The following is a 20,240-nucleotide window of genomic DNA, read 5'->3' as shown; positions in this document are numbered from 1 at the left end:
GGGCGGGGCGGGGCGAGGTGGGACGCGAGCCGAGGCGGAGGCGGGGGCGGACAGCGCCGGGAATAAGCCTCCCGGGCCCCGGCGCCCGGGATCAGGCGCCCGTGGTCTCCACGGTCTCGGTGGCCTCGGCGTTCTCCGCGTTCTTGGCGTTCCCGGCGTTCTCCGCGGCCTCGCGGGCGATGTCCGTACGGTGCTGGGAGCCCGCCAGCCGGATGCGGCGCAGCGCCGTGTACGCGCGCTCCCTCGCCCGCGTCAGGTTCCTGCCCGTGGCCGTCACCGACAGCACACGGCCGCCGGCGCTCACGACCGTGTCACCGTCACGCCGGGTTCCGGCGTGCAGGACGTACGCGTCGGGGGCATCCTGTGCCGCGATCTCTTCGAGGCCCTCGATCGGGTCGCCGGTGCGCGGGGTGTCCGGGTAGTTGTGCGAGGCGACGACCACCGTGACCGCCGCGTCGTCGCGCCAGGTCAGCGGGGGCAGCGTGGCGAGCTCTCCCTCGGCCGCCGCCAGCAGGACGCGCGCCAGCGGCGTCTTGAGCCTGGCCAGGACCACCTGCGTCTCCGGGTCGCCGAAGCGTGCGTTGAACTCGATGACCCGCACGCCGCGTCCGGTGATCGCGAGGCCCGCGTACAGCAGCCCCGAAAAGGGCGTACCGCGGCGGTGCAGTTCGTTGACCGTCGGCTGGAGAACGGTCTCCAGGACCTCGTCCACCAGTTTGGGGTCGGCCCACGGGAGCGGGGAGTACGCGCCCATGCCGCCCGTGTTGGGGCCCTCGTCGTTGTCGAGAGCGCGCTTGAAGTCCTGCGCGGGCTGGAGCGGAAGGACCGTCTCGCCGTCGGTGATGGCGAAGAGCGAGACCTCGGGGCCGTCGAGGAACTCCTCGATGACGACGCGGTCGCAGCCGAGCGCGTGTTCGCGCGCCACGGCGAGATCCGCGGTCACGACGACGCCCTTCCCGGCGGCGAGTCCGTCGTCCTTGACGACGTACGGCGGGCCGAAGGCGTCGAGCGCTTCGTCGATCTGGTCGGGGGTGGTGCAGACGTAACTACGGGCCGTCGGAACGTTCGCCGCGGCCATCACATCCTTGGCGAAGGCCTTGGAGCCCTCCAGCTCGGCCGCCTCACGGGACGGCCCGAAGCACGGAATGCCCGCGCTCCGTACGGCGTCGGCGACCCCGGCCACCAGCGGGGCCTCGGGCCCGACGATGACGAGCCCGGCCTCCAGCTCGGTGGCGAGGCGGGCCACGGCCGTACCGTCCAGCGCGTCCACCGGGTGCAGCTCGGCGATCTCCGCGATGCCGGCGTTGCCGGGCGCGCAGTGCAGAGCGGTGACCTCGGGGTCGAGGGAGAGAGAGCGGCACAGGGCGTGTTCGCGGGCGCCGCCGCCGATGACAAGGACCTTCACGAGGGGCAGCCTAGCCCGGACCGGGCGCCGCGCCGTGTGCGGGCCTTGGACGGGCCTTGGATGGCCCGCCGAATGACGGACCGCTATTCGTTTGTGTATTCCTCCACAACCGTCGCTCCCAGCTCGCGCACGATCAGTTCGTGGCCGGAGAGCGCGGAGTCGACGAGGTCCGGATCGTCCTCCTCCGGAATGTCGTCCTCCAGTGCCACCGGCGGCTTCGCGAGCTCGGCGGGTCTGTTGTCGGGCCGGTCCTGGCGGTCGGGTCCGTTCCGGCGCTGCGACTCGGATCGCGCCGTACCGGAACCGGTCGCGGCCTGGGACACGGGGGCGGACGACGACTGCGAAGCGTGCGTGGGCTGGGCTGGGCGCTGTGCCTGCGGGGTGGCCGGGGCGGCGTTCGAGGCGGAGGGGGCGCCTCCGTATCCGCCACCGCCCCCGCCGCCGTACCCGCCCCCGCCGCCGTACCCGCCGCCGCCGGCGGAGCCGGGAGAGGCCGCGCCGCCTGGGCCGCCCGCGCCCCCGCCCGCGTTATAGCCGCCACCGGGGCCGGGGCCGCCGTAACCGCCACCGCCTCCTCCGCCTCCGCTCGCCGGGGGCGCGGCGGTGCCGCCCGACGGGTCGACGATCGCCTCGATCTTCCACTGCACATGGAACTGCTCGGAGAGCGCCTGCTTGAGCACGTCCTCGCTGCCGCTGCTCGTGAAGTTGTCACGGGCGCCCGCGTTGATGAAACCGACCTGGAGGGTCGTCCCGTCGAACCCCGCGACCTGCGCGTTCTGGCTGAGCAGGATCCAGGTGAAGCGCCGGCGGTTCTTGACGGCCTCCAGGATGTCCGGCCACATGTTCCGCACCTGGCCGGCGCCCTGCGTCATACCGGGGGCCGGCGCGGCGGCAGCGGCGGCGGGCTGAGGAGCGGCGGCCGGCGGAGCCGCGGGACCCGGCGTCGATGCGCCCCCCTGGCCCTGCCCCTGCCCTTGTCCGGGGGCCGACGCGGTGGGCCAGCCGCCGGGACGGCGCCCCGCGGTCTCGGGCGTCGCGGCGGAGGGCCAGGCACCGGGCCGCTGCGGCTCGGTGGCGGGGCCGGGCGCGGGCGCGTGCGCGGCGGGCGGCGGAGCGGCGGGCTCCGGTACGGCCTGAGGCATGGCCGGGGCCTGCGGCATGGCCGGTGGTACGGGCGCGGGCGCGGGCGGTCCTGGCATCGCGGGCGGTACGGGCGCGTGCGCCTCGGGCCCGGGGACGTACCCCGTCGCGGGACCGGGGCCTCCGGCCGAGAACGCGGCCCCCGCGGTCGAAGCGGCGGCGGCCGCCCCCCGCTCCAGCCGGTCGAGCCGCGCCTGAACCGACCGTTCGTCGTCGAAGGCCGCGGGCAGCAGCACCCGCGCGCAGATCAGCTCCAGCTGAAGCCGGGGCGAGGTGGCCCCGCGCATCTCCGTGAGCCCGGTGTTGACCAGGTCGGCCGCCCGGCTCAGCTCGGCCGCGCCGAAGACCGACGCCTGGGCCTGCATCCGCTCGACGACATCGGCGGGGGCGTCGATCAGCCCCTTCTCCCCGGCATCCGGCACGGCGGCCAGAATGACGAGATCCCGCAGCCGCTCCAGGAGATCGGCGACGAAGCGCCGCGGGTCGTTTCCGCCCTCGATGACCTGCTCCACGACCTCGAACGCCGCGGCCCCGTCCCCCGCCGCGAACGCGTCCGTCACCGCGTCGAGCAGCGACCCGTCCGTATAACCGAGCAGAGCCGTCGCCATGGCGTACGTCACACCGTCCTCGGCGGCGCCCGCGAGCAACTGGTCCATCACGGACATCGAGTCACGCACGGACCCGCCACCGGCCCGCACGACCAGCGGCAACACCCCGTCCGCGACCGGGATCCGCTCCTTGCCGCACACCTCGCCGAGATAGTCGCGCAGCGTCCCCGGCGGGACCAGCCGGAACGGATAGTGGTGCGTACGCGACCGGATCGTCCCGATGACCTTCTCGGGCTCGGTGGTCGCGAAGATGAACTTGAGATGCTCCGGCGGCTCCTCGACCACCTTCAGCAGGGCGTTGAAGCCCGCCGAGGTGACCATGTGCGCCTCGTCGATGATGTAGATCTTGTAACGACTGCTCGCGGGCCCGAAGAACGCCTTCTCCCGAAGATCACGGGCATCGTCCACGCCTCCGTGCGACGCGGCGTCGATCTCGATCACATCGATGGACCCCGGCCCGTTCCTGGCCAGGTCCTTGCAGGACTGGCACTCACCGCACGGCGTCGGCGTCGGCCCCTGCTCACAGTTCAGACAGCGCGCGAGGATGCGCGCACTGGTCGTCTTCCCACAGCCACGCGGACCGCTGAACAGGTACGCATGGTTGACCCGGTTGTTCCGCAGGGCCTGCTGCAGCGGGTCAGTGACATGCTCCTGCCCGATGACCTCGGCGAATGACTCGGGGCGATAACGGCGGTACAGCGCAAGGGACGACACACCTACGACGATATCGGCCCCCTACGACAAAGCCCCCCGACCACCACCCCCAACGCAAGCGCCCCCCACGCACCCGCCAGAGCCGACCTACCCTTGCTGCCTTCCGGCCCTGGGGGAGTTCAGTCAGATAGCGCCACGTGAGGGGCTCCGCACACAGTACCTGATCCCGGAGGCCCGGATCGAGTTCGCGAGCACTCCCCGGCGTCTTGTATTGTTTGCCGCGGAGGATTCGCCTAGTGGCCTAGGGCGCACGCTTGGAAAGCGTGTTGGGGGCAACCCCTCACGAGTTCGAATCTCGTATCCTCCGCCAGTGCCTCACCGGGCACGATGTCGAAGGGCCCCACCGTTCGCGGTGGGGCCCTTCGTCGTGCGTGGTTGCAGTTTTGGTTGCAGTTGGCCCGTGGGGACAGGAGCGGATCAGATTGCACGATCGGCAAAGCCTGACCCAGCGGTCTCACGGCACAGGCTGTCGAGCCCTCACGAGAGCGTGGCGCCCTCGAACATCAGAACAACCTCGTGCGGTGAGATCGACAACCATGGCTCCCGGATGTCGTCCACCTGCGTGCTCGTGCCAGAGCCCGCGCCGACGTGGGCCGGACCCGCTCCGAAGCTGGGCTGGAGTGCCTGACTCGCCATCAGGCCGAGCGACAGTGCCAATTCCGATGTCAGCGTCACCTGAACCGTACGCTCCTCCGGATCATGACACCCGTGGGCAGATAGGCTCCCTCAAGGATTGATGCGTAGGCGAGCGACGGGCGCGGTCACGCGGCGGCGGCGAAGGGGCAGGGGCTGTGACGACGACGGTGCACGAGGTCCTGAAGGTGATCCGCGAGACGTCTCAGGACAACCATGAGCGTGGTACGCGCTTCGAGCAGCTCATGGTCAAGTTCCTGCGCACCGATCCGCAGTGGAACGAACAGTTCAGCCAGGTCTGGCTCTGGGCCGACTGGCCGGGCGCCGCGGCGAACAAGAAGGACACCGGAATCGACGTGGTGGCCCAGGATCGGGAGACGGGCGGCTTCTGCGCCATACAGTGCAAGTTTTACGAATCCACGCACACGGTACAGAAGCCGGATATCGACTCCTTTCTCGCCGCCTCAGGCAAGGGCGGGTTCACCCGCCGAATGATCATCTCCACAACTGAGAAGTGGGGTCCGAACGCGGAGGACACCATGGCTGGCCAGCAGCCGCCGGTGACCCGCCTCGGCCTGTCCGACATCGCCGCGAGCCCGATCGCATGGCATCTGCCGTCGCAGTCCGGAGTGACCTTCGAGGTCGACCTGAAGTTGCACAAGAAGAAGTCGCCACTACCGCACCAGCACGAGGCGATCGACGACGTGTTTGCCGGCTTCGCCGAGAACGACCGCGGCAAGCTGATCATGGCTTGCGGGACTGGCAAGACGTTCACCAGCCTGAAGATCGCCGAGCGGCTGCAGAACGAGCGCGCCCAGGCCGGCCAGGGCGAACACACCACGGTGCTGTTCCTGGTGCCTTCGATTGCCTTGCTCTCGCAGACGCTGCGGGAGTGGTCCTCAGAGACTCAGGTCACTCTGCGCCCGTTCGCCGTCTGCTCCGACGTGAAGGTCGGGAAGCAACAGGCCGCGAACGACAGCCAGGACATGGCGACGCACGACCTGGCGCTGCCGGCCACGACCGACCCGGACAAGCTGATCAAGCAGATCGCCAGCGTGGCGGCAGGTCCGGGCTTGACCGTGGTCTTCTCGACCTACCAGTCGATCGACACTATCGCTGCTGCACAGCAGAAGGGCCTGGACCGGTTCGACCTGGTCGTCTGCGACGAGGCCCACCGTACGACCGGCGTCACCATCGCAGGCGCCGACGAGTCGGCGTTCGTGCGCGTCCACGACGACGGCTACCTCGGCAGCGATCGTCGGCTGTACATGACGGCTACTCCGCGCATCTATAACGAGGACACCCAGCAGCAGGCCAAGGACTCCAGCGCTACGGTCGCCTCGATGGACAGCGAGGAACTGTACGGGCCGGAGTTCCACCGCCTCGGCTTCGGTAAGGCTGTCGAGGAGGGCCTGCTTGCCGACTACAAGGTCCTGATCCTCACCGTGGACGAAGGCGTGGTCGCAAAGACCCTCCAACAGGGCTTTGCGGGAGGTGCCTCCGAGCTGAACCTGGACGACGCCGCGAAGATCATCGGCTGTTGGAACGCCATGGCCAAGAGGACAGGTACCTTCGCGGACGGCGAGGGCTTCGGCCAGGACGAGGCCCCGATGAAGCGCGCCGTCGCCTTCTCCCGTTCCATCGCCGACTCCAAGACCATCGCCGACAACTTCAACGCCATCGTCGACGCCTACGACGAAGGCGACGACGAAGTGCTGCACTGCGAGGTCGAGCACGTCGACGGCACCTTCAACACTCTGCGCCGGAACCAGCGGTTGGACTGGCTTAAGCAGGACCCGGGGCCGGCGAACGCGCGGATCCTGTCCAACGCCCGCTGCCTGTCCGAGGGCGTTGACGTCCCCAGCTTGGACGCGGTGCTTTTCCTACACCCTCGCAACTCTGTGGTCGATGTCGTCCAGTCGGTCGGCCGGGTTATGCGCAGCGTCAAAGGAAAGTCGTACGGCTACATCATCCTGCCGGTTGCCGTTCCCGCTGGCATGCCGCCCGTGCAGGCGCTCGCCAACAACGACCGCTTCCGCACCGTCTGGCAGGTCCTCCAGGCGCTGCGTTCCCACGACGACCGCTTCAACGCGACGGTCAATCAGATCTCTCTGAACCAGCAGGCACCACAGAACATCGGCATCGGCCACGTCGCCCCCGGCGACGAGGCCCTCGGCGACCAGGACGGCTCTACTACGTCGGCCGAAGCCCAGAGCGCGCAACAGCAGGAAGCCCAGGGTGCGCAGTACATTCAGGATGCCCTACTCAAGGTCGAGGACTGGCGTGAGGCGATCTACGCCCGCATCGTCGACAAGGTTGGGCAGCGCCAGTACTGGGAGCTGTGGGCGAAGGACGTTGCCGCCATCGCCAAGGCGCATGTAACCCGCATCAAGGCCGCACTGCAGCTGAGCGAAAAGCGGGCCGCGTTCGAGGAGTTCCTCGATGAGCTCCGGGCGACCATAAACCCCGGCGTCACCGAGCCCGACGCCATCGACATGCTCGCCCAGCACATCGTCACCAAGCCCGTCTTCGACGCCCTCTTCAGCAGCTACGCGTTCACCGAGCACAACCCGGTGTCTCAAGCCATGCAGAAGATGCTGGACGTCCTCGACGACCAGGGCTTGGAGACTGAGAACAAGACCCTAGAGGACTTCTACAACTCGGTCCGAGTCCGCGCCAAGGGCATCGACAACCACGCCGGCCGCCAGCAGGTCATCGTTGAGCTGTACGACAAGTTCTTCAAGACCGCACTGCCGAAGACCGCCGCTGCACTTGGCATCGTCTACACCCCGGTCGAGGTCGTCGACTTCATTGTCCGCTCGACCGAACAGGCCCTCAACAAGCACTTCAATCGCTCGCTGACCGACGAAGGCGTCCATGTCATCGACCCCTTTGTCGGCACCGGCACCTTCCCAGTCCGCCTCCTCCAGTCCGGTCTGATCAAGCCCGACGACCTACTGCGCAAGTACACCAGCGAACTCCACGCCAATGAGATCGTGTTGCTCGCCTACTACATCGCCGCCGTAAATATCGAAGCCGCCTACCACGAACTTGCCGTCGCTGATGGGCAATATCAGCCGTTCGAGGGCATCGTGCTGACCGACACTTTCCAGCTTGCGGAAGGTGGGGTTGCCAAGCTCGACGGCATGGATGTGCTGGAGGGCAACAGCGAGCGTGCGAAGAAGCAGAAGGCCCAGCCCATCACGGTTGTCATCGGCAACCCCCCGTACTCAGTGGGCCAGGACAGCGTCAACGACAACAACCAGAACCTCAAGTACGAAGCACTGGACGGCCGGATCGCGGAGACGTACGTCGCCAAGTCGGCTGTAGGTAACAAGAACAAGCTCTACGACTCCTACATCCGCGCCATCCGCTGGGCATCGGATCGTCTTCAGGACGAGGGCGTCGTGGCCTTCGTCTCCAACGGCGGCTACATCGACAGCATCAGCGCAGACGGCCTGCGGAAGTCACTCGTTGAAGAGTTCGACGCCATCTACTGCTATAACCTCCGCGGGAACCAGCGCACCGCTGGAGAGCAGTCCCAGAAGGAAGGCGGCAAGATCTTCGGCTCCGGCAGCCGCAACACCGTCGCCATCCTGCTCCTGGTCAAGGGCATCAAGTCGACCGCTGATGAACCTGGGTGCACGCTGCGCTACCGCGACATCGGCAACTACCTCAGCCGCGAGGACAAGCTCCGCATCCTTAAGTCCCAGGGTCTCGATACGGTCGATTGGGAAGAGATCGCACCGAATGCCGACGGCGACTGGATCAACCAGCGCTCCGAGGATTACGCCACCTTCCAGACGATCGGTGACAAAGACAAGGCGCTCGCGGCTCAGTCCGTCTTTGCCGTCTACTCCAGCGGCCTCAACTCTGCGCGCGATGCATGGGTGTATAACTCCTCCGCGGAGAAGGTGCGTACCAACATGGAGTCGATGATCGACTTCTACAACGAGCAGGTTGCAGGCTTCCATGGGTACTGCGCGACCCAGGGCCTAACGGCTCCGGGTGTCAAGGATGCCGAGAACTGGATCGACACCGACCCTCAGAAGATCAGCTGGAACCGCGCCGACAAAACTCGACTGGCGAGGGGACAGAAGTACATTTTCGATGCAACCTGTGTGGTCACGTCTTCCTATCGTCCGTTCACCAAGCAAAAGCTGTACTTCCACTCGCGGCTGAACGACATGACGTACCAGCTACCTCGGCTGTTTCCCAACATGGAGCACGAGAACTTCGGCTTCTACGCGACCGGCTCGGGGAGCGGTAAGCCCTTCTCTGTGCTGGCTGTTAACCAGATTCCCGACTTGGCGACCTGGGGTTCGGGAACTGGCCAGTTCTACCCCCGCTACGCCTACCGAGAGCTTGGACAGGGCGACGACCTCTTTGCCGCAGCTGAGGCGGAGTCAGGCGGCGGCTACGAACGCCTCGACAACATCACAGATGCCACGCTCGCTGCCTACCGTGAGACGTACGGCGCCCCTGACATCACGACAGACGACGTCTTCTTCTATATCTACGCTCTGCTCCACTCCCCGGCCTACCGCGAGCAGTTCGCAGCGGACCTGAAGAAGTCCCTGCCTCGCATCCCCAAGGTGCACGACTTCCACGGTTTCGCAGAGGCCGGGCGCGCCCTCGCCAAGCTTCACATTGGCTACGAGCAGCAGCAGCCGTATGCAGGCATCGTCGAGCAAGTGTCCGGCGCCACCTCTGCGACCTCGCCCAGCGAGCTCTACCGAGTCGGCAAAAAGATGAAGTTCCCTCGCGCCAAGGGTCAGGTCGACCGAAGCACCATCATCTACAACCCCAGGGTCACCCTCACGAACATCCCCGAGGAGGCGTATCGGTACCAGCTCGGCGCGCGCTCCGCGATTGAGTGGATCATCGATCGCTACTGGGTGAAGACGGACAAGGACTCAGGGATCGTCAACGACCCCAACGACTGGTCCGAGGATCCTCGCTACATCATCGACCTACTCAAGCGCATCGTCACGGTCAGCCTCGAAACGATGAAGATCGTCGATGCTCTGCCCCCGCTCGACATCATCGAGTGACCCGAGTGCCTGCTGCCAGTTGAACGGGGCAAGGAGAGCGAAGAACGAGTCGCTGCCCTTGCCCCGAGCCCCGTTTTTCAGGAACGTCTGGTCCCAGCAGGCAGGTTGCTGCTACGGCGATGCTGCCGTTCTAGAAAGAGCGTGACCACGTCGCTGGACTCACACGTCTGCACAACCTGGTCTACTCGGTCGAGGAGCTGACCTGGAACGCCCTCGATGCAGATGTGTCACGGGTGGAGGTGCCGTCGCCGATCAGTGCGCCGACTACAGCTAGCCGATCGGCAGCTCGTGGAAGCAACAGACCAGCGCCAGCCCGCTCAAAAGGCGGGCCTTCGCGGACGCTATCTCTCACGGCAGCGTCATCGTGTCGCCGTACCTCCCGGGGTTCCTGGCCCGGTCCACGGCCTGTGCGCAAGCTTCGGCGAAGGCGGTAACGACCGCTTCCTTTCCCGTACCGCGAACCTGAGCCTCTACCTCCTGGCCAGGGCGCCGTGTGGTGTGCCACCGGACCGGCAAGTCCGTGTACAGATCGGTCTCGAACTCCCAGGCCGATACGGACCATTGCTCAGCGCGGCCGATGTTGAGCCGCTCGCCGCCGGGCAGGAACACGGCGTGGGCATGATGAATGAGTCGGCGGTCGGGTATCCGGTCACGGATAGCCCGGATACCACCGGGGCCCATGTTTTCCCACTGCGGCCGGTCCCATATCTCCACGTGTGCACGCTTACCGGGGTGATCGCCGCCCCACTGGGAAGCCACGGCTTGGGCGTGCTCGTGGTGCAGGAACGGAACATACCGCTCGCCTAGACAGGCCACGTACACATCCGGCCCTGCTGGTACGGGGTCCTGGCTCAAGCCCGGCACGGAACCTCCAGGCGTCGACGGGAACTGATGCGGCGTTGAGCCCCAGATCAGGGCGCCGACCTTCGCGGCGGTCTGCTGGAGAACGGAACTGGTGAGGTGCTGGTACCGGCTGCGCATGCGGGCGGACTTGCCGGGCTCCCAGCCCATGATCCGGTCGACGATCGTGTCGGGGACGCCGAGGAGGAGCAGCACGGTCGCCGCAGTGTGGCGGGCGTCGTGGAGGCGAGCATCGCGGACCTTCGCTGCCTTCAGCAGGTCCTTCCACCGGTGGAAGTCGGTGTTGGGGTTGAGCGGCTCGCCGGTCGGCGAGGTGAACACATACCCCTTCTCCACCCACAGATCGCGAGCGAGCGCCCGCTCGCGATCCTGCTGCTCCTTGTGCAGGCGCAGCAGCTTCAGCAGTTCCTCGGGCACGCCGATCGGGCGTTTGCCGGCGCGGGTCTTGGTGTCCTTCGTCTCGCGCCGGATGCTGATCTTCTGCGGGCAATAGCCAGGCTTGCGACCGCACTTGTCGCCGCAGCCGTGCTGGTACCGGGGCCGCAGCCGACCACGCCGCACCAGGATCACGCCGGCCTCGAAGTCCACGTCCTCCCACTTCAGGCCGAGCGCCTCGCCCTGGCGCAGGCCGAGGGCGAGCGCGATCACCCAACGGGCGGTGTTGCGCACCTTGGTGGCCTCGGCGAGGAGACGCTGGACCTCTTCGAGTGTGTACGGCTCAACCTCCTCCTCTTCGACCCTGGGTGCCTTGGCGACGAAGGCCGGGTTGATGGTGAGGTGGCGGCGGCGTATGGCCTCGTTGAGCGCGGTCTTGACCGTTCGGTGCGTCTGGTGGGCGGTGCCGGCAGCGCTGCCGGTCTCCTGCATCTTCCGGTAGAGCCGTTCCAGGTGCTCAGGCTCCAGCTTCTCCAGGCGGTGGGCGCCCAGACCGGGGATGAGGTGGTGGTAGACCGCCACCCGGTAGCCGTCGATGGTGTTCTCACCGACGTTGGGCGCCGCGATGTTCTCGACCCAGTGGGTCAGCCAGGTCTTGACCGTCCAGGTCTGACCGGCCTTGCGAACACCGGTGGAGTCGCGCTGCTTCTCCAGCTCGCGTACGGCCTTGGTGACCTCGGCGCGGGTCTTGCGGCCGACGTGACGCCGGTCGGGAGTGCCATCGTCCTTGACGCCGACGGTGACGTAGCCGTGCCAACGGCCATCCTTGCCCTGAAAGATCGAGGAAGCGCCATTGGGTTGGCGGGACGTGCGGGGCTTCTTCGGCTGTGCCATGTGCGCCCCGCTCAAGCCGCGGTGCCGAAGTCCGTGGTCCGGTAGCGGCGGGCTAGGAATTCTCCGACCGCCTCGGCGGGTATGCGGCGCAGGCTGCCGATCTTGGCGGAGCGGATCTCGCCGGCCCTGACGTACTCGTACATCTTCGTTCGGCCGATGCCGAGGCGGCGGGCGGCCTCCTCAACCGTGAGCCCTACGAGGGTGGGGTCGCCGGATTCGTCACCCCTCTCAGCCATCAGGGCGCGCAGGGTACTCTCGGGGATGCCGAGGACGCCAGCAATCTGGGCAAGGGGCAGGGAGTTCTGGGGCAAGGGTGTGCTCCTCTTCCGGCGCACGCGGTCACGGGGGCGGCAACCCTCGCGGTCCAGGCCGGTGGTGATGTTCAGGGATGGGCGGTGCTTTGTGGTGGGGCACGAGACGCTTTACTCGGCGTTCGCAGCACCGAGGTGCGTCCTCTGGGAGGTCAGGCGTCGAGGGCCTGCCTGCGCGTGGTCGGCCTCACGGGGCCACGCGACTCAGGGGTGCTGACGCAGCCAGGCTCGGTCTTCGCGCTGCATCAGCTCTTCGAGCTCGGCCTTCTGCTCGTCGCCGCGGCTTGCGAAGTGGGCGAGCTCGAACTCAAGGTGCTCGATCTCGCGCTCCAGGATTTGTACGTCGCGCTGCAGTCGCGCGAGCGCATGCTTCTTCTCGACGCAGTCGCGGACGATCCTGCGGATGACCGGGTCAGCGTGCTTCAGAGACGGAGCGGTCAACTCGTCCATGCTAAGACCGAAGACCGTGCAGAAGCCGAGTGCCTCGTCGAGGTTGACCCTACGTCGCGGCTTGCCACTTTCGATTCGCCAGATCGCGGCTTGGTTGACCGGATGGCCGGCCTCGGCCATCTTCTCGGCCAGGGTGACCGTGCTCCAACCGCGGGCCTCGCGCTCTTGCTTGATGCGCTCGGCAACGTAGTCCTCGGGCACAGGCCGGTCTGGTCCGGCGCGCGCCGCGTCGTCTTTGCTGCTCATGTCCCACCTCCCCTTCGGCGCAGCAGGGTCCACTGCGGCCAGGGTCAAGAGTGAACACCATTGCGGAAACGAATGCAACTCGTTGCGTTCTCGAAATTCTGTCGGTATGGTTCGTCGTCCGCCTCCGGACGTGGGCGAACGAGCCCACGAAAAGCAAACGGCCCCCGGTGCGAACACCGAGGGCCCATGCGAAAGCCCCAACGTACGACCGCCCATCCCTGAACGATCCAACCGGCCTGGCCGGGGTTGCCGCCCCGTATGGCCTGCCGGGTGAGGAGCTCTATGGCCCAGAGTAGGGCCCCGCGACAAGAGAATCCATCCGATCACCAGACCGACGAGGCCGCCGGCCCCTTCGGTATCGGTGGGGAGCCTCCGCACGCTGTGGAGGCCGAGCGTGCGGTTCTGGGCGCCTGCATGTTCAAGACCAGCGAGGTCGACGAGGTGCGCGGCATCCTGGACGCCGCCGACTTCTACCGGCCCGCCCACGAGACGGTCTGGCGTGCACTGCTGGCGCTGCGCTCGGCGGACGCGCCCACGGACCCGATCGCTCTGACCGAGCACCTCGACGGTACTGGGGACCTCCGCCGGATCGGCGGAGCCTCCTACCTGCACCAGCTTGCCGGTGTCGCGGCCCCGATCGGCAGCGCCGCCTATTACGCGAGCATCGTTCGACGGAAGGCGGATCTGCGCCGACTGCGCGAGTCCGGCTTCCGCCTGGTCCAGCGCGCCGTCGAGCCCGGTGCCGATCCGGACGAGATACGAAGTGCCGCCGAGGCCGACGTACGCGCCGAGCGGGAACGCGCCCTGGCCTCCGGTACCGGACGGCTGTCCCGCTACCTCGTCAACGGCTGGGACTTCGTCACCAAGGCAGCCGAGACGCATCCGATCTGGGGCACTCCAGCGCAGACCGCCTGGGCATCCGGCGAGAGCTTGATGATCGTGGGCCCGCCGGGCGTCGGTAAGACAACCCTCGCCCACCAGGTCGTTCTCGCCCGCATCGGTCTGGCGGAATCCGTCCTCGGTATGCCGGTGGTGCCCGGCAAGCGGGTTCTGTATCTGGCTATCGACCGACCGACGCAGATCGCTCGTACCCTGGCTCGCGGGATCAGGGACGAGCACGAGGCCGCCCTGCGAGAACGGCTCGCTGTCTGGCAGGGCCCGTTGCCCGCCGCCCTCGACAAGGAGCCCGACCTCCTGGCCGATCTGGCCGCCGCCCACCAGGCCGACACCTTGGTGATCGACAGTCTCAAGGACGCCGTCAGCACCATGGTCGACGACGCCCTCGCGGTCGCGTACAACAACGCCCGCGGACGAGCCCTCCAGAACGGCGTCGAGGTCTTGGAGCTGCACCACCAGCGAAAGTCCGGTGCCGAGGCCCCCAAGGTCCAACGCCCGGCCCTGGACCAGGTGTATGGCTCCACCTGGCTGACTTCCGGCGCCGGCAGTGTGCTGTTCATCAACGGCAAGCCCGGTGACCTGGCTGTCACCATCCACCACCTCAAGCTCGCGACCGGCGAGATCGGCCCGCTCCAGGTCATCCATGACCACGAGCACGGCACCAGCACCGTCGACCCAACGCTCGACCCGGTCACACTGCTACGCGCGGCAACCAACGGGTTGACCGTCCGGGAGCTGGCCGAGGTGCTCTGCGGCGAACCCGAGCCGGGGCGCGCCGACATCGAGAAGGCGCGACGCCACCTGGACCGGCTCGTCAAGGCCGGACTGGCCACCAAGGCCGAAGGCGCCGCAGGCGGCAACGGTGGCGGCCAGCAGGCCCGCTACCGCGCCTCCGCACGCCACATCGGCGCCGTGTCCTGACACCCCGATCCGGGGCTGGAGCGTACACGCGGCCCTACACGCACCCCTGCGCGTACACAGCCCCGGATACCGCTCACAGCAGACACGGATCGCAGCGAAGACACAGGTCAAGCGATCACGCGACCGTGCACGCCGTACACGCACCTCGGCGTTCACGCGCGGGCCCCCCTTTAGAAGGGGGCTCGCGTGTACGCCCCACCGTGAACGCCCCTCGCTCGCACCCCACAAGCCTCACCGCATCACCCTGGAGTCCGCCCTTGCAGATCCCTGCCCCGAGTGCCCCCGAAGCCATACGCGGCAGCCGCCGCATCCGCGCTGGCCTCGCCCTGCTCCGCGCTCGTCCGGGTCGCCGAGCACCCGCACCCGCTGGGGGTCGTCGCGCGAACCGTCTGGGACGCGGCGTCCTCGTCATCGGTCTGGTGGCCGTCGTCCTCATGGCCTTCCGGGTCTCGTGGAACGCATTGTCCGACGTGGCCCGCGCCATCGGCGCCGACCCCACCGCCGCGTTCTTCTACCCGATCGTGGTCGACGGGCTGATGGCCCTCGCGCTGATCGCCACACTCGTGCTGCCCGATGCCGACCGGAAGTTCGCCCTGCGGGTCCTGGCGACCTACACGATCGCCAGCCTCCTGCTGAACTACGTGCACGGCCTGACTCCGGCCCTGCACACCATGCCGACCCGATGGGGTCGACTGACCGACTGGGACCCGGCGAACTGGGCCCTCGTACTGCTGGCGACCTCGCTCCCGGTCGGGTCGATCTACTTCGGGTCGGACCTCGTGGCGAAGGTGCTGCACCACAACCCCGAGTCGGATGATGCCGCGGCACTGGCCGCGCTCCAGTCGGTTGGTCAGCAGGCTGACGCGCAGGCCGCCCGGTCGAGGTCTGACCAGGCCGAGTCGGCACCCGCGAAGGTCGAAGGGGTGCCCGTGACGAGGCCGGCCGAGGCCCACGAGTCGGCATCCGCTGCCCGACCGCCCCGGTCGGCCACTGTGATGGAGTCAGTCAAGGCTGCCCCGCGTCGGGCAACCGGTCGGGTCCCCATCACCGCCAAGTCGGCCGCCGACCGCGCTCGCACCGACGCCGAAGTCCTCGACGAGGCCCGACTCCTGACCGCCGACTGGAGCGACGACCGGCTGACCGCCGAGCGTCTGCGCACCGAACTACGCATCGGCCAGAAACGCGCCCGCGCCCTGCGCGACCAGCTGCAGACCGAGCGCACCGACCAGGCCGAGCCCGTCGCGTACGACGGCTTCGAGGCCGAACCCCTCGGTGAACGTGACGAAGCCGCCTCCCAGCGGCAGAGAGAACTCGACATGACCCCCGCCGGCACCGCCTGACTCCCGCAAACGCACCGGTCGTCCTGACCTTCCGGCTCACCCCGCGCCTGGGCAGACAGGCGCGGGGCATAGGGGCCGCGCACAGCGAAGCACCCGGCACCAGCACCCCACGGAGACCCGATCCATGCACGACTCGCACCACGGACTCACCAGCCACCAGCAGGAGATGGTCACCGGCCCGAACAGCGCAGCAAGTTGTCGGATAAGGAGTCCTTATCCGGCCTCCACCCCACGGGGGGCGGAGGCGTCCGGCGCCGAGGGGGCACCGGAGCCGGCCGGCCCAGGGGGGCCAACCGGGACAGGGGGAGCCGAGCCGTCGTCGAGCGTGCCGCAGCAGCAGTCTGCGCCGCGTCGCCGTCTGCGTGACAAGCAGCTGCGTGAGCGCCGCATCCACCCTCGCTACAACGACGCCGAGTTCGCCCTAATCGTGAATGCCGCCGCCCTGAGCGGCATGGCCCTTGGCGGGTACGTGGCCGAGTGCTCGCTCGCCGCCGCCCGCACCGACGACCCCACCGCAGCGGTCGCCGACTACCGCGCCATGGTCAAGGCGCTGATGGCCACCAACGGGCAGCTCGGCATGATCGGCAATAACCTCAACCAGCTGACATGGCACCTCAACAAGGACGGTGCCTGGCCCCACCCCGACGTCGTCCAACGGCTCCTGGCGCGCGTCGAGGCATCCATCGCCGAACTGGACACCGCCATCGCCCAGGTCACCGAGGGGCGGTGAGCGGGTGATACCCAAAATCATCCTCGGCGCCGGCCCGTACGCCACGCGCCGCACGATCGGCTACCTCTTCGGCAAGGGCCGGGCCAACGAACACATCGACCCCCACCTGGTGGCCTCCTGGAACGGCTTCGCCCCCGACCCCGGCCGCAGCCCCCACCGCGATCCGAAGGACGCGATGGCCCAGCTCGTCGCACAACTCGACCAGCCCGTGAAGATGCTGGGGGACAAAGCACCCAAGGACACCGTGTGGCACTGCCCCGTCCGCGCCGCCCCCGAGGACCCGATCCTCACCGACGCCCAGTGGGCCGACATCGCCCGCCGCATCGTGGCCGCCGCCGGCATCGCCCCCGACGGGGACAAGCACGCCTGCCGCTGGGTGGCCGTCCGACACGCCGACGACCACATCCACATCGCCGCCACCCTCGTACGCCAGGACGGCCGCCGACCCGAGCGCGGCTACGACCAGCGCGCCGTCCAGCGCGAGGCCCGCAAGATCGAAATCGACTACGGGCTCAGGCGGTTGAAGCAGGGGGACGGCACCGGTGCCAAACGCCCCACCAGCAAGGAACACTTCAAGGCCAGGCGCCTGGGTCAGGACGCCGCCACCCGTGACGTGCTGCGTCTGCGGGTCCGCCGCGCGGTCGCCGCCGCGGCCGACGAAGCCGAGTTCTTCGCCCTGTTGGAGGCGACGGACGTGATCGTGCGCTTCAAGATCGGCCCCTCCGGCGACGCGCTGGGCTGCAACTTCGCCCTGCCCGCAGACACCAACGACAAGGGCGAGCCGGTGTTCTACGCGGGCTCCACCCTCTCCCCCGACCTGTCCCTGCCCAAGATCCGCAACAGCCTCGCCACCACCAGCTCCGAACCGGCCACCGCCCGGCCGGGCAACCCGTGGCACCAGGCCACCGCCGCCGCCGAACGCATCCCCCACCACCTCGCCCACGACGACGCCCACGCCGCCCAGGGCCAACTCGTCGCGCTCGGTGCGACGCTGGACCTGCTGCCGGCCACCGCTCCGGCCGCGATGAAGGCCGAACTCGAACGCGCCGCAGCCGCCTTCGAGCGAGCCACCCGCTCCCGCATCACCGCCGACCTCGCCAGCACCCGCACCCTGCGCCGCAGCGTCCAGGCGATCTGGCGCGACCGCCCACAGGAGCGTGACGGCACAGGGTTGGCGATGCTCCTCGACGCCGCCCTCACCGCCGTGGCGTTCGCCGTGCACTGGCACCGCACCCACCAGCACACCCAGCAGGAAGCAGCCGCCGCACAGGCACTCGTCCACCTGCAGATCGCGTACGGACAGGTCGCCGAGCCGATCCTGGCGGTCCTCGCACAACGCACCCCCAGCGACCAGACCAAGCGCCGCTTCGCCCATCACCTCCAGGAGGCGGTGCCAGAGCACGCCGAACGCATCCTCAACGACGCCTCCTGGGACGCGCTCGCCACCGTGCTCGCCGAGGCGGAGGCCGCCGGGCACAACGCGGCCACCGTCCTGGACCAGGCCCTCGGTCAACGCACGCTCGACGACGCCCACAGCCCCGCCCGCGCCCTGACCTGGCGCATACGGCGCCTCGGCGAGCGCCACGCCCCCAGCCCCCGCGCCCAGGCAGCCATGGCCCGCAGCACCGCACAACGACCCCGTATCCCAACAGCCCACCCCACAGCCAGCGTTCCGCTCCAGCAACGGCCTCCAACACGGCGGCGCTGACCCACAGGCGCGCGGACTGCAGCCGACGATCCCTGGTTACCGAAACCGGGGATCGTCCGGAGCATTTGTGCCTGAACCCCGACCTCCGGAAGGAACCCCTGCATGGCCCAGACCGAAATCCGCCCCCGCGTCGTCATCCTCCTTACCGACGTGGACCCCTCCCGCCGCGACGAACCCGGTCGCCTGTACCGCCGCGACGGCCGCCCGCTCACCGGCGCCGAGCACGATCTGTTCGCCACCAGCACCTCGGACGAGATAACCATGGCCGTCGCGCACGGGCTGCCTGATGAGGCCGACTGGATGAGCGAAGGCGACCTGGTGGCAAGGGCCCTCGTCAACCTGTACATGAAGTACGCGTACCAGCTGCCCGACGACTCCCTGGACAGCGTCTACGACCTCATGACCGACGAGGACTACGCGGAGTTCGAGCGTCTGACCGACCTCCAAAACGCCCTGTACGCACTCGAAGAGCACGTCGAACTCGAAGAAGACTGATCGACCACACACCAACGGGCGGCAATTCAGGACTCCTCCCACCGGCCGACACCCTCAGCACCACGCACCCTGGCCCCGCACACGCCGCAGGCCCGACCGGACACAACACCGGCCGGGCCTGCGGCATCCACGCGAACTCACGTGGCCACACGGGCTTTCGCCACCGCCTTCGCCGCAAGGGCATCGACCAGCGCGGCCGAACCCGAGACCACCGCAACCACCATCCCCACACGAACAGCCGTCTGCTTGACGACGTGGCTGCGCCCGTCAGTGGTGAAGGTGAGCATCTGGCTCCAGCGCTCGTCCCCCAGCTGGGGCACGGGCACGTTCTGAGTGGTGACCGTGACGGCCGTGCTGCCGACGAGCACCTGGTAGCTGGAGCAGGAGGTCATCGCCTCGAAGATCCGGCCCACTCCTCTGGAAAGCTCGGCCGCGGTGCCGCTGTACAACTCCTCGGAGACCTCCGAGCCGGTGCCGCTTGCGTACGTGAAGGAGACCTTCGCCCGGCGCGGGAAGTCGAGGCTGCCGCCAGCCGCAGCGTCGCCACCGAGTTCACCCAGCGCGGGACAGCCGGTCACGGTGACGTCATCGTGCCGACCGGGCTGCTCCGCCTTGCGGGCGTAGCCCTCGCCCAGGTCGCCCTCGTCCAGAAGCCTCTTTGTCAGCTCGGCCGAGGACAACGGCCCCGCAGCCGGGGCGTTTCTGCCCTCCTGGCGTCCGGAAGCAGAGCCGAAGGACGTCGGGTCCGTGGCGCGGGCGCTGCCGTTGGAGCAGGCCGTCAGGACCAGGACGGTCGCAGTACCGAGGCAGAGCGCGGTCGTGATGGGAAAACGCATGTGGAACCCCCTGTTGGTGAGGAGCGAAGGTCTGACCAAGCCGGCTCTCCGGGGCCGGCGATGCGGAGGGGAAGGGGAGAGGGGGTTTCGTGGGAGTCAGTGGCCGAGGTGGCGCAGCCCGTCCTCAAGGGTGGGGTGCCAGTGGTCGGCTGGACCGGAGTGGCGGTTGTACCAGGCCGCGTCCAAGCCCAACTCCCTCGTCGTATGCCCGACACGGCACCGCAGCCACACCGAGTCGTCGCGCATGCAGAGGACAACCCAGTTCCGGTACGCGCCGCACTCGGGACACTCACGCACCTCGCTGTCGATGACGAGCGGCTGGTCCCAGGGCATCATGAACCCGACCACGTCCTGGCGGGACGGCGCCCTGAACTCCGGCGGAAGGAAGTCGGAGTCCAGCGCAGCCCCCGAGGCGTCCTGGGCGGTAGCGGTGACCGAGCCGGGCGCATCGGGCCAGGGCATTTCGGCGTGCATCTGCAACAGCGCCTGGCCCGCACGCTGGACGTCACAGAACTCACGGTCGGCACGGGCACATCGCCGGAATATTCGGAACATACGGGTCTCCTTCTCTGCCATTCGGCAAGTTCGGGGAACTATCCGTTCAGGGGAAATCGGCGCTCGG

14 protein-coding genes, 1 tRNA gene and 1 other RNA gene are annotated in these 20,240 nt (G+C 68.3%); 7 read left to right on the top strand and 9 right to left on the bottom strand.

Annotated elements, in window-relative coordinates:
- Window positions 1–91: 91 nt before the first annotated feature.
- From purD to ffs, 3 genes are all read right to left on the bottom strand, one after another.
- Window positions 92–1,405, bottom strand: coding sequence for a phosphoribosylamine--glycine ligase (gene purD, locus CU044_RS06555; RefSeq protein ID WP_129767467.1), 1,314 nt, complete (start codon window positions 1,403–1,405; stop codon window positions 92–94).
- Between the two features lie 83 nt (window positions 1,406–1,488).
- Window positions 1,489–3,867 carry a DNA polymerase III subunit gamma and tau gene (locus CU044_RS06545; protein WP_165371800.1) on the bottom strand — a complete coding sequence of 793 codons (2,379 nt, stop codon included), beginning with the start codon at window positions 3,865–3,867 and terminating at the stop codon, window positions 1,489–1,491.
- Between the two features lie 51 nt (window positions 3,868–3,918).
- Window positions 3,919–4,017: signal recognition particle sRNA small type (gene ffs / locus CU044_RS06540), an RNA gene on the bottom strand.
- Between the two features lie 72 nt (window positions 4,018–4,089).
- Here ffs and CU044_RS06535 point away from each other — a divergent pair.
- A tRNA-Ser gene (locus tag CU044_RS06535) sits at window positions 4,090–4,177 on the top strand.
- Between the two features lie 167 nt (window positions 4,178–4,344).
- On the opposite strand, the gene CU044_RS06530 is transcribed toward CU044_RS06535, so the two are convergent.
- Window positions 4,345–4,542: a hypothetical protein gene (locus CU044_RS06530; RefSeq protein ID WP_129767465.1), complete on the bottom strand. Its 198-nt coding sequence runs from the start codon at window positions 4,540–4,542 to the stop codon at window positions 4,345–4,347.
- 116 nt (window positions 4,543–4,658) lie between these two features.
- Here CU044_RS06530 and CU044_RS06525 point away from each other — a divergent pair, with 116 nt between their 5' ends.
- Window positions 4,659–9,554, top strand: a complete 4,896-nt coding sequence (locus tag CU044_RS06525) for a type ISP restriction/modification enzyme (protein ID WP_205124052.1) — start codon at window positions 4,659–4,661, stop codon at window positions 9,552–9,554.
- 348 nt (window positions 9,555–9,902) lie between these two features.
- On the opposite strand, the gene CU044_RS06520 is transcribed toward CU044_RS06525, so the two are convergent.
- From CU044_RS06520 to CU044_RS06510, 3 genes are all read right to left on the bottom strand, one after another.
- Entirely contained in the window at window positions 9,903–11,684 is a 1,782-nt protein-coding gene (locus CU044_RS06520) for a site-specific integrase (protein ID WP_129767464.1), read from the bottom strand.
- Window positions 11,685–11,695: 11 nt separating this feature from the next.
- Window positions 11,696–11,995: a helix-turn-helix domain-containing protein gene (locus CU044_RS06515; RefSeq protein WP_129767463.1), complete on the bottom strand. Its 300-nt coding sequence runs from the start codon at window positions 11,993–11,995 to the stop codon at window positions 11,696–11,698.
- Window positions 11,996–12,199: 204 nt separating this feature from the next.
- The gene (locus CU044_RS06510; RefSeq protein ID WP_129767462.1) at window positions 12,200–12,691 is read right to left on the bottom strand and encodes a helix-turn-helix transcriptional regulator; all 492 of its coding nucleotides are present in this window, start codon (window positions 12,689–12,691) and stop codon (window positions 12,200–12,202) included.
- A gap of 258 nt (window positions 12,692–12,949) precedes the next feature.
- On the opposite strand from CU044_RS06510, the gene CU044_RS06505 reads away from it, so the two are divergent.
- The 5 genes from CU044_RS06505 (at window position 12,950) to CU044_RS06485 (ending at window position 18,782) form a co-directional block, all read left to right on the top strand.
- A complete protein-coding gene (locus tag CU044_RS06505) occupies window positions 12,950–14,509 on the top strand; it encodes a DnaB-like helicase N-terminal domain-containing protein (protein ID WP_193563891.1) in 1,560 nt (519 codons plus the stop codon).
- A 389-nt stretch (window positions 14,510–14,898) separates the two neighbouring features.
- Entirely contained in the window at window positions 14,899–15,849 is a 951-nt protein-coding gene (locus tag CU044_RS06500) for a DUF2637 domain-containing protein (protein WP_345790122.1), read from the top strand.
- Between the two features lie 325 nt (window positions 15,850–16,174).
- Window positions 16,175–16,579, top strand: a complete 405-nt coding sequence (gene mobC, locus CU044_RS06495; protein ID WP_240045388.1) for a plasmid mobilization relaxosome protein MobC — start codon at window positions 16,175–16,177, stop codon at window positions 16,577–16,579.
- 4 nt (window positions 16,580–16,583) lie between these two features.
- The gene (locus CU044_RS06490) at window positions 16,584–18,287 is read left to right on the top strand and encodes a mobilization protein (protein WP_129767459.1); all 1,704 of its coding nucleotides are present in this window, start codon (window positions 16,584–16,586) and stop codon (window positions 18,285–18,287) included.
- Window positions 18,288–18,389: 102 nt separating this feature from the next.
- The gene (locus CU044_RS06485; RefSeq protein ID WP_129767458.1) at window positions 18,390–18,782 is read left to right on the top strand and encodes a hypothetical protein; all 393 of its coding nucleotides are present in this window, start codon (window positions 18,390–18,392) and stop codon (window positions 18,780–18,782) included.
- Window positions 18,783–18,919: 137 nt separating this feature from the next.
- On the opposite strand, the gene CU044_RS06480 is transcribed toward CU044_RS06485, so the two are convergent.
- Window positions 18,920–19,618 (bottom strand): hypothetical protein, encoded by a 699-nt coding sequence (locus CU044_RS06480; protein ID WP_129767457.1) that lies wholly within the window; start codon window positions 19,616–19,618, stop codon window positions 18,920–18,922.
- Between the two features lie 96 nt (window positions 19,619–19,714).
- Window positions 19,715–20,173 (bottom strand): hypothetical protein, encoded by a 459-nt coding sequence (locus CU044_RS06475; protein ID WP_129767456.1) that lies wholly within the window; start codon window positions 20,171–20,173, stop codon window positions 19,715–19,717.
- Window positions 20,174–20,240: the final 67 nt, after the last annotated feature.

The organism is Streptomyces sp. L-9-10 (assembly GCF_004151105.1).
Lineage (GTDB): Bacteria > Actinomycetota > Actinomycetes > Streptomycetales > Streptomycetaceae > Streptomyces.
Note: the sequence above shows the minus strand (reverse complement) of the source record. Positions and strands in the feature narration are given on the sequence as shown.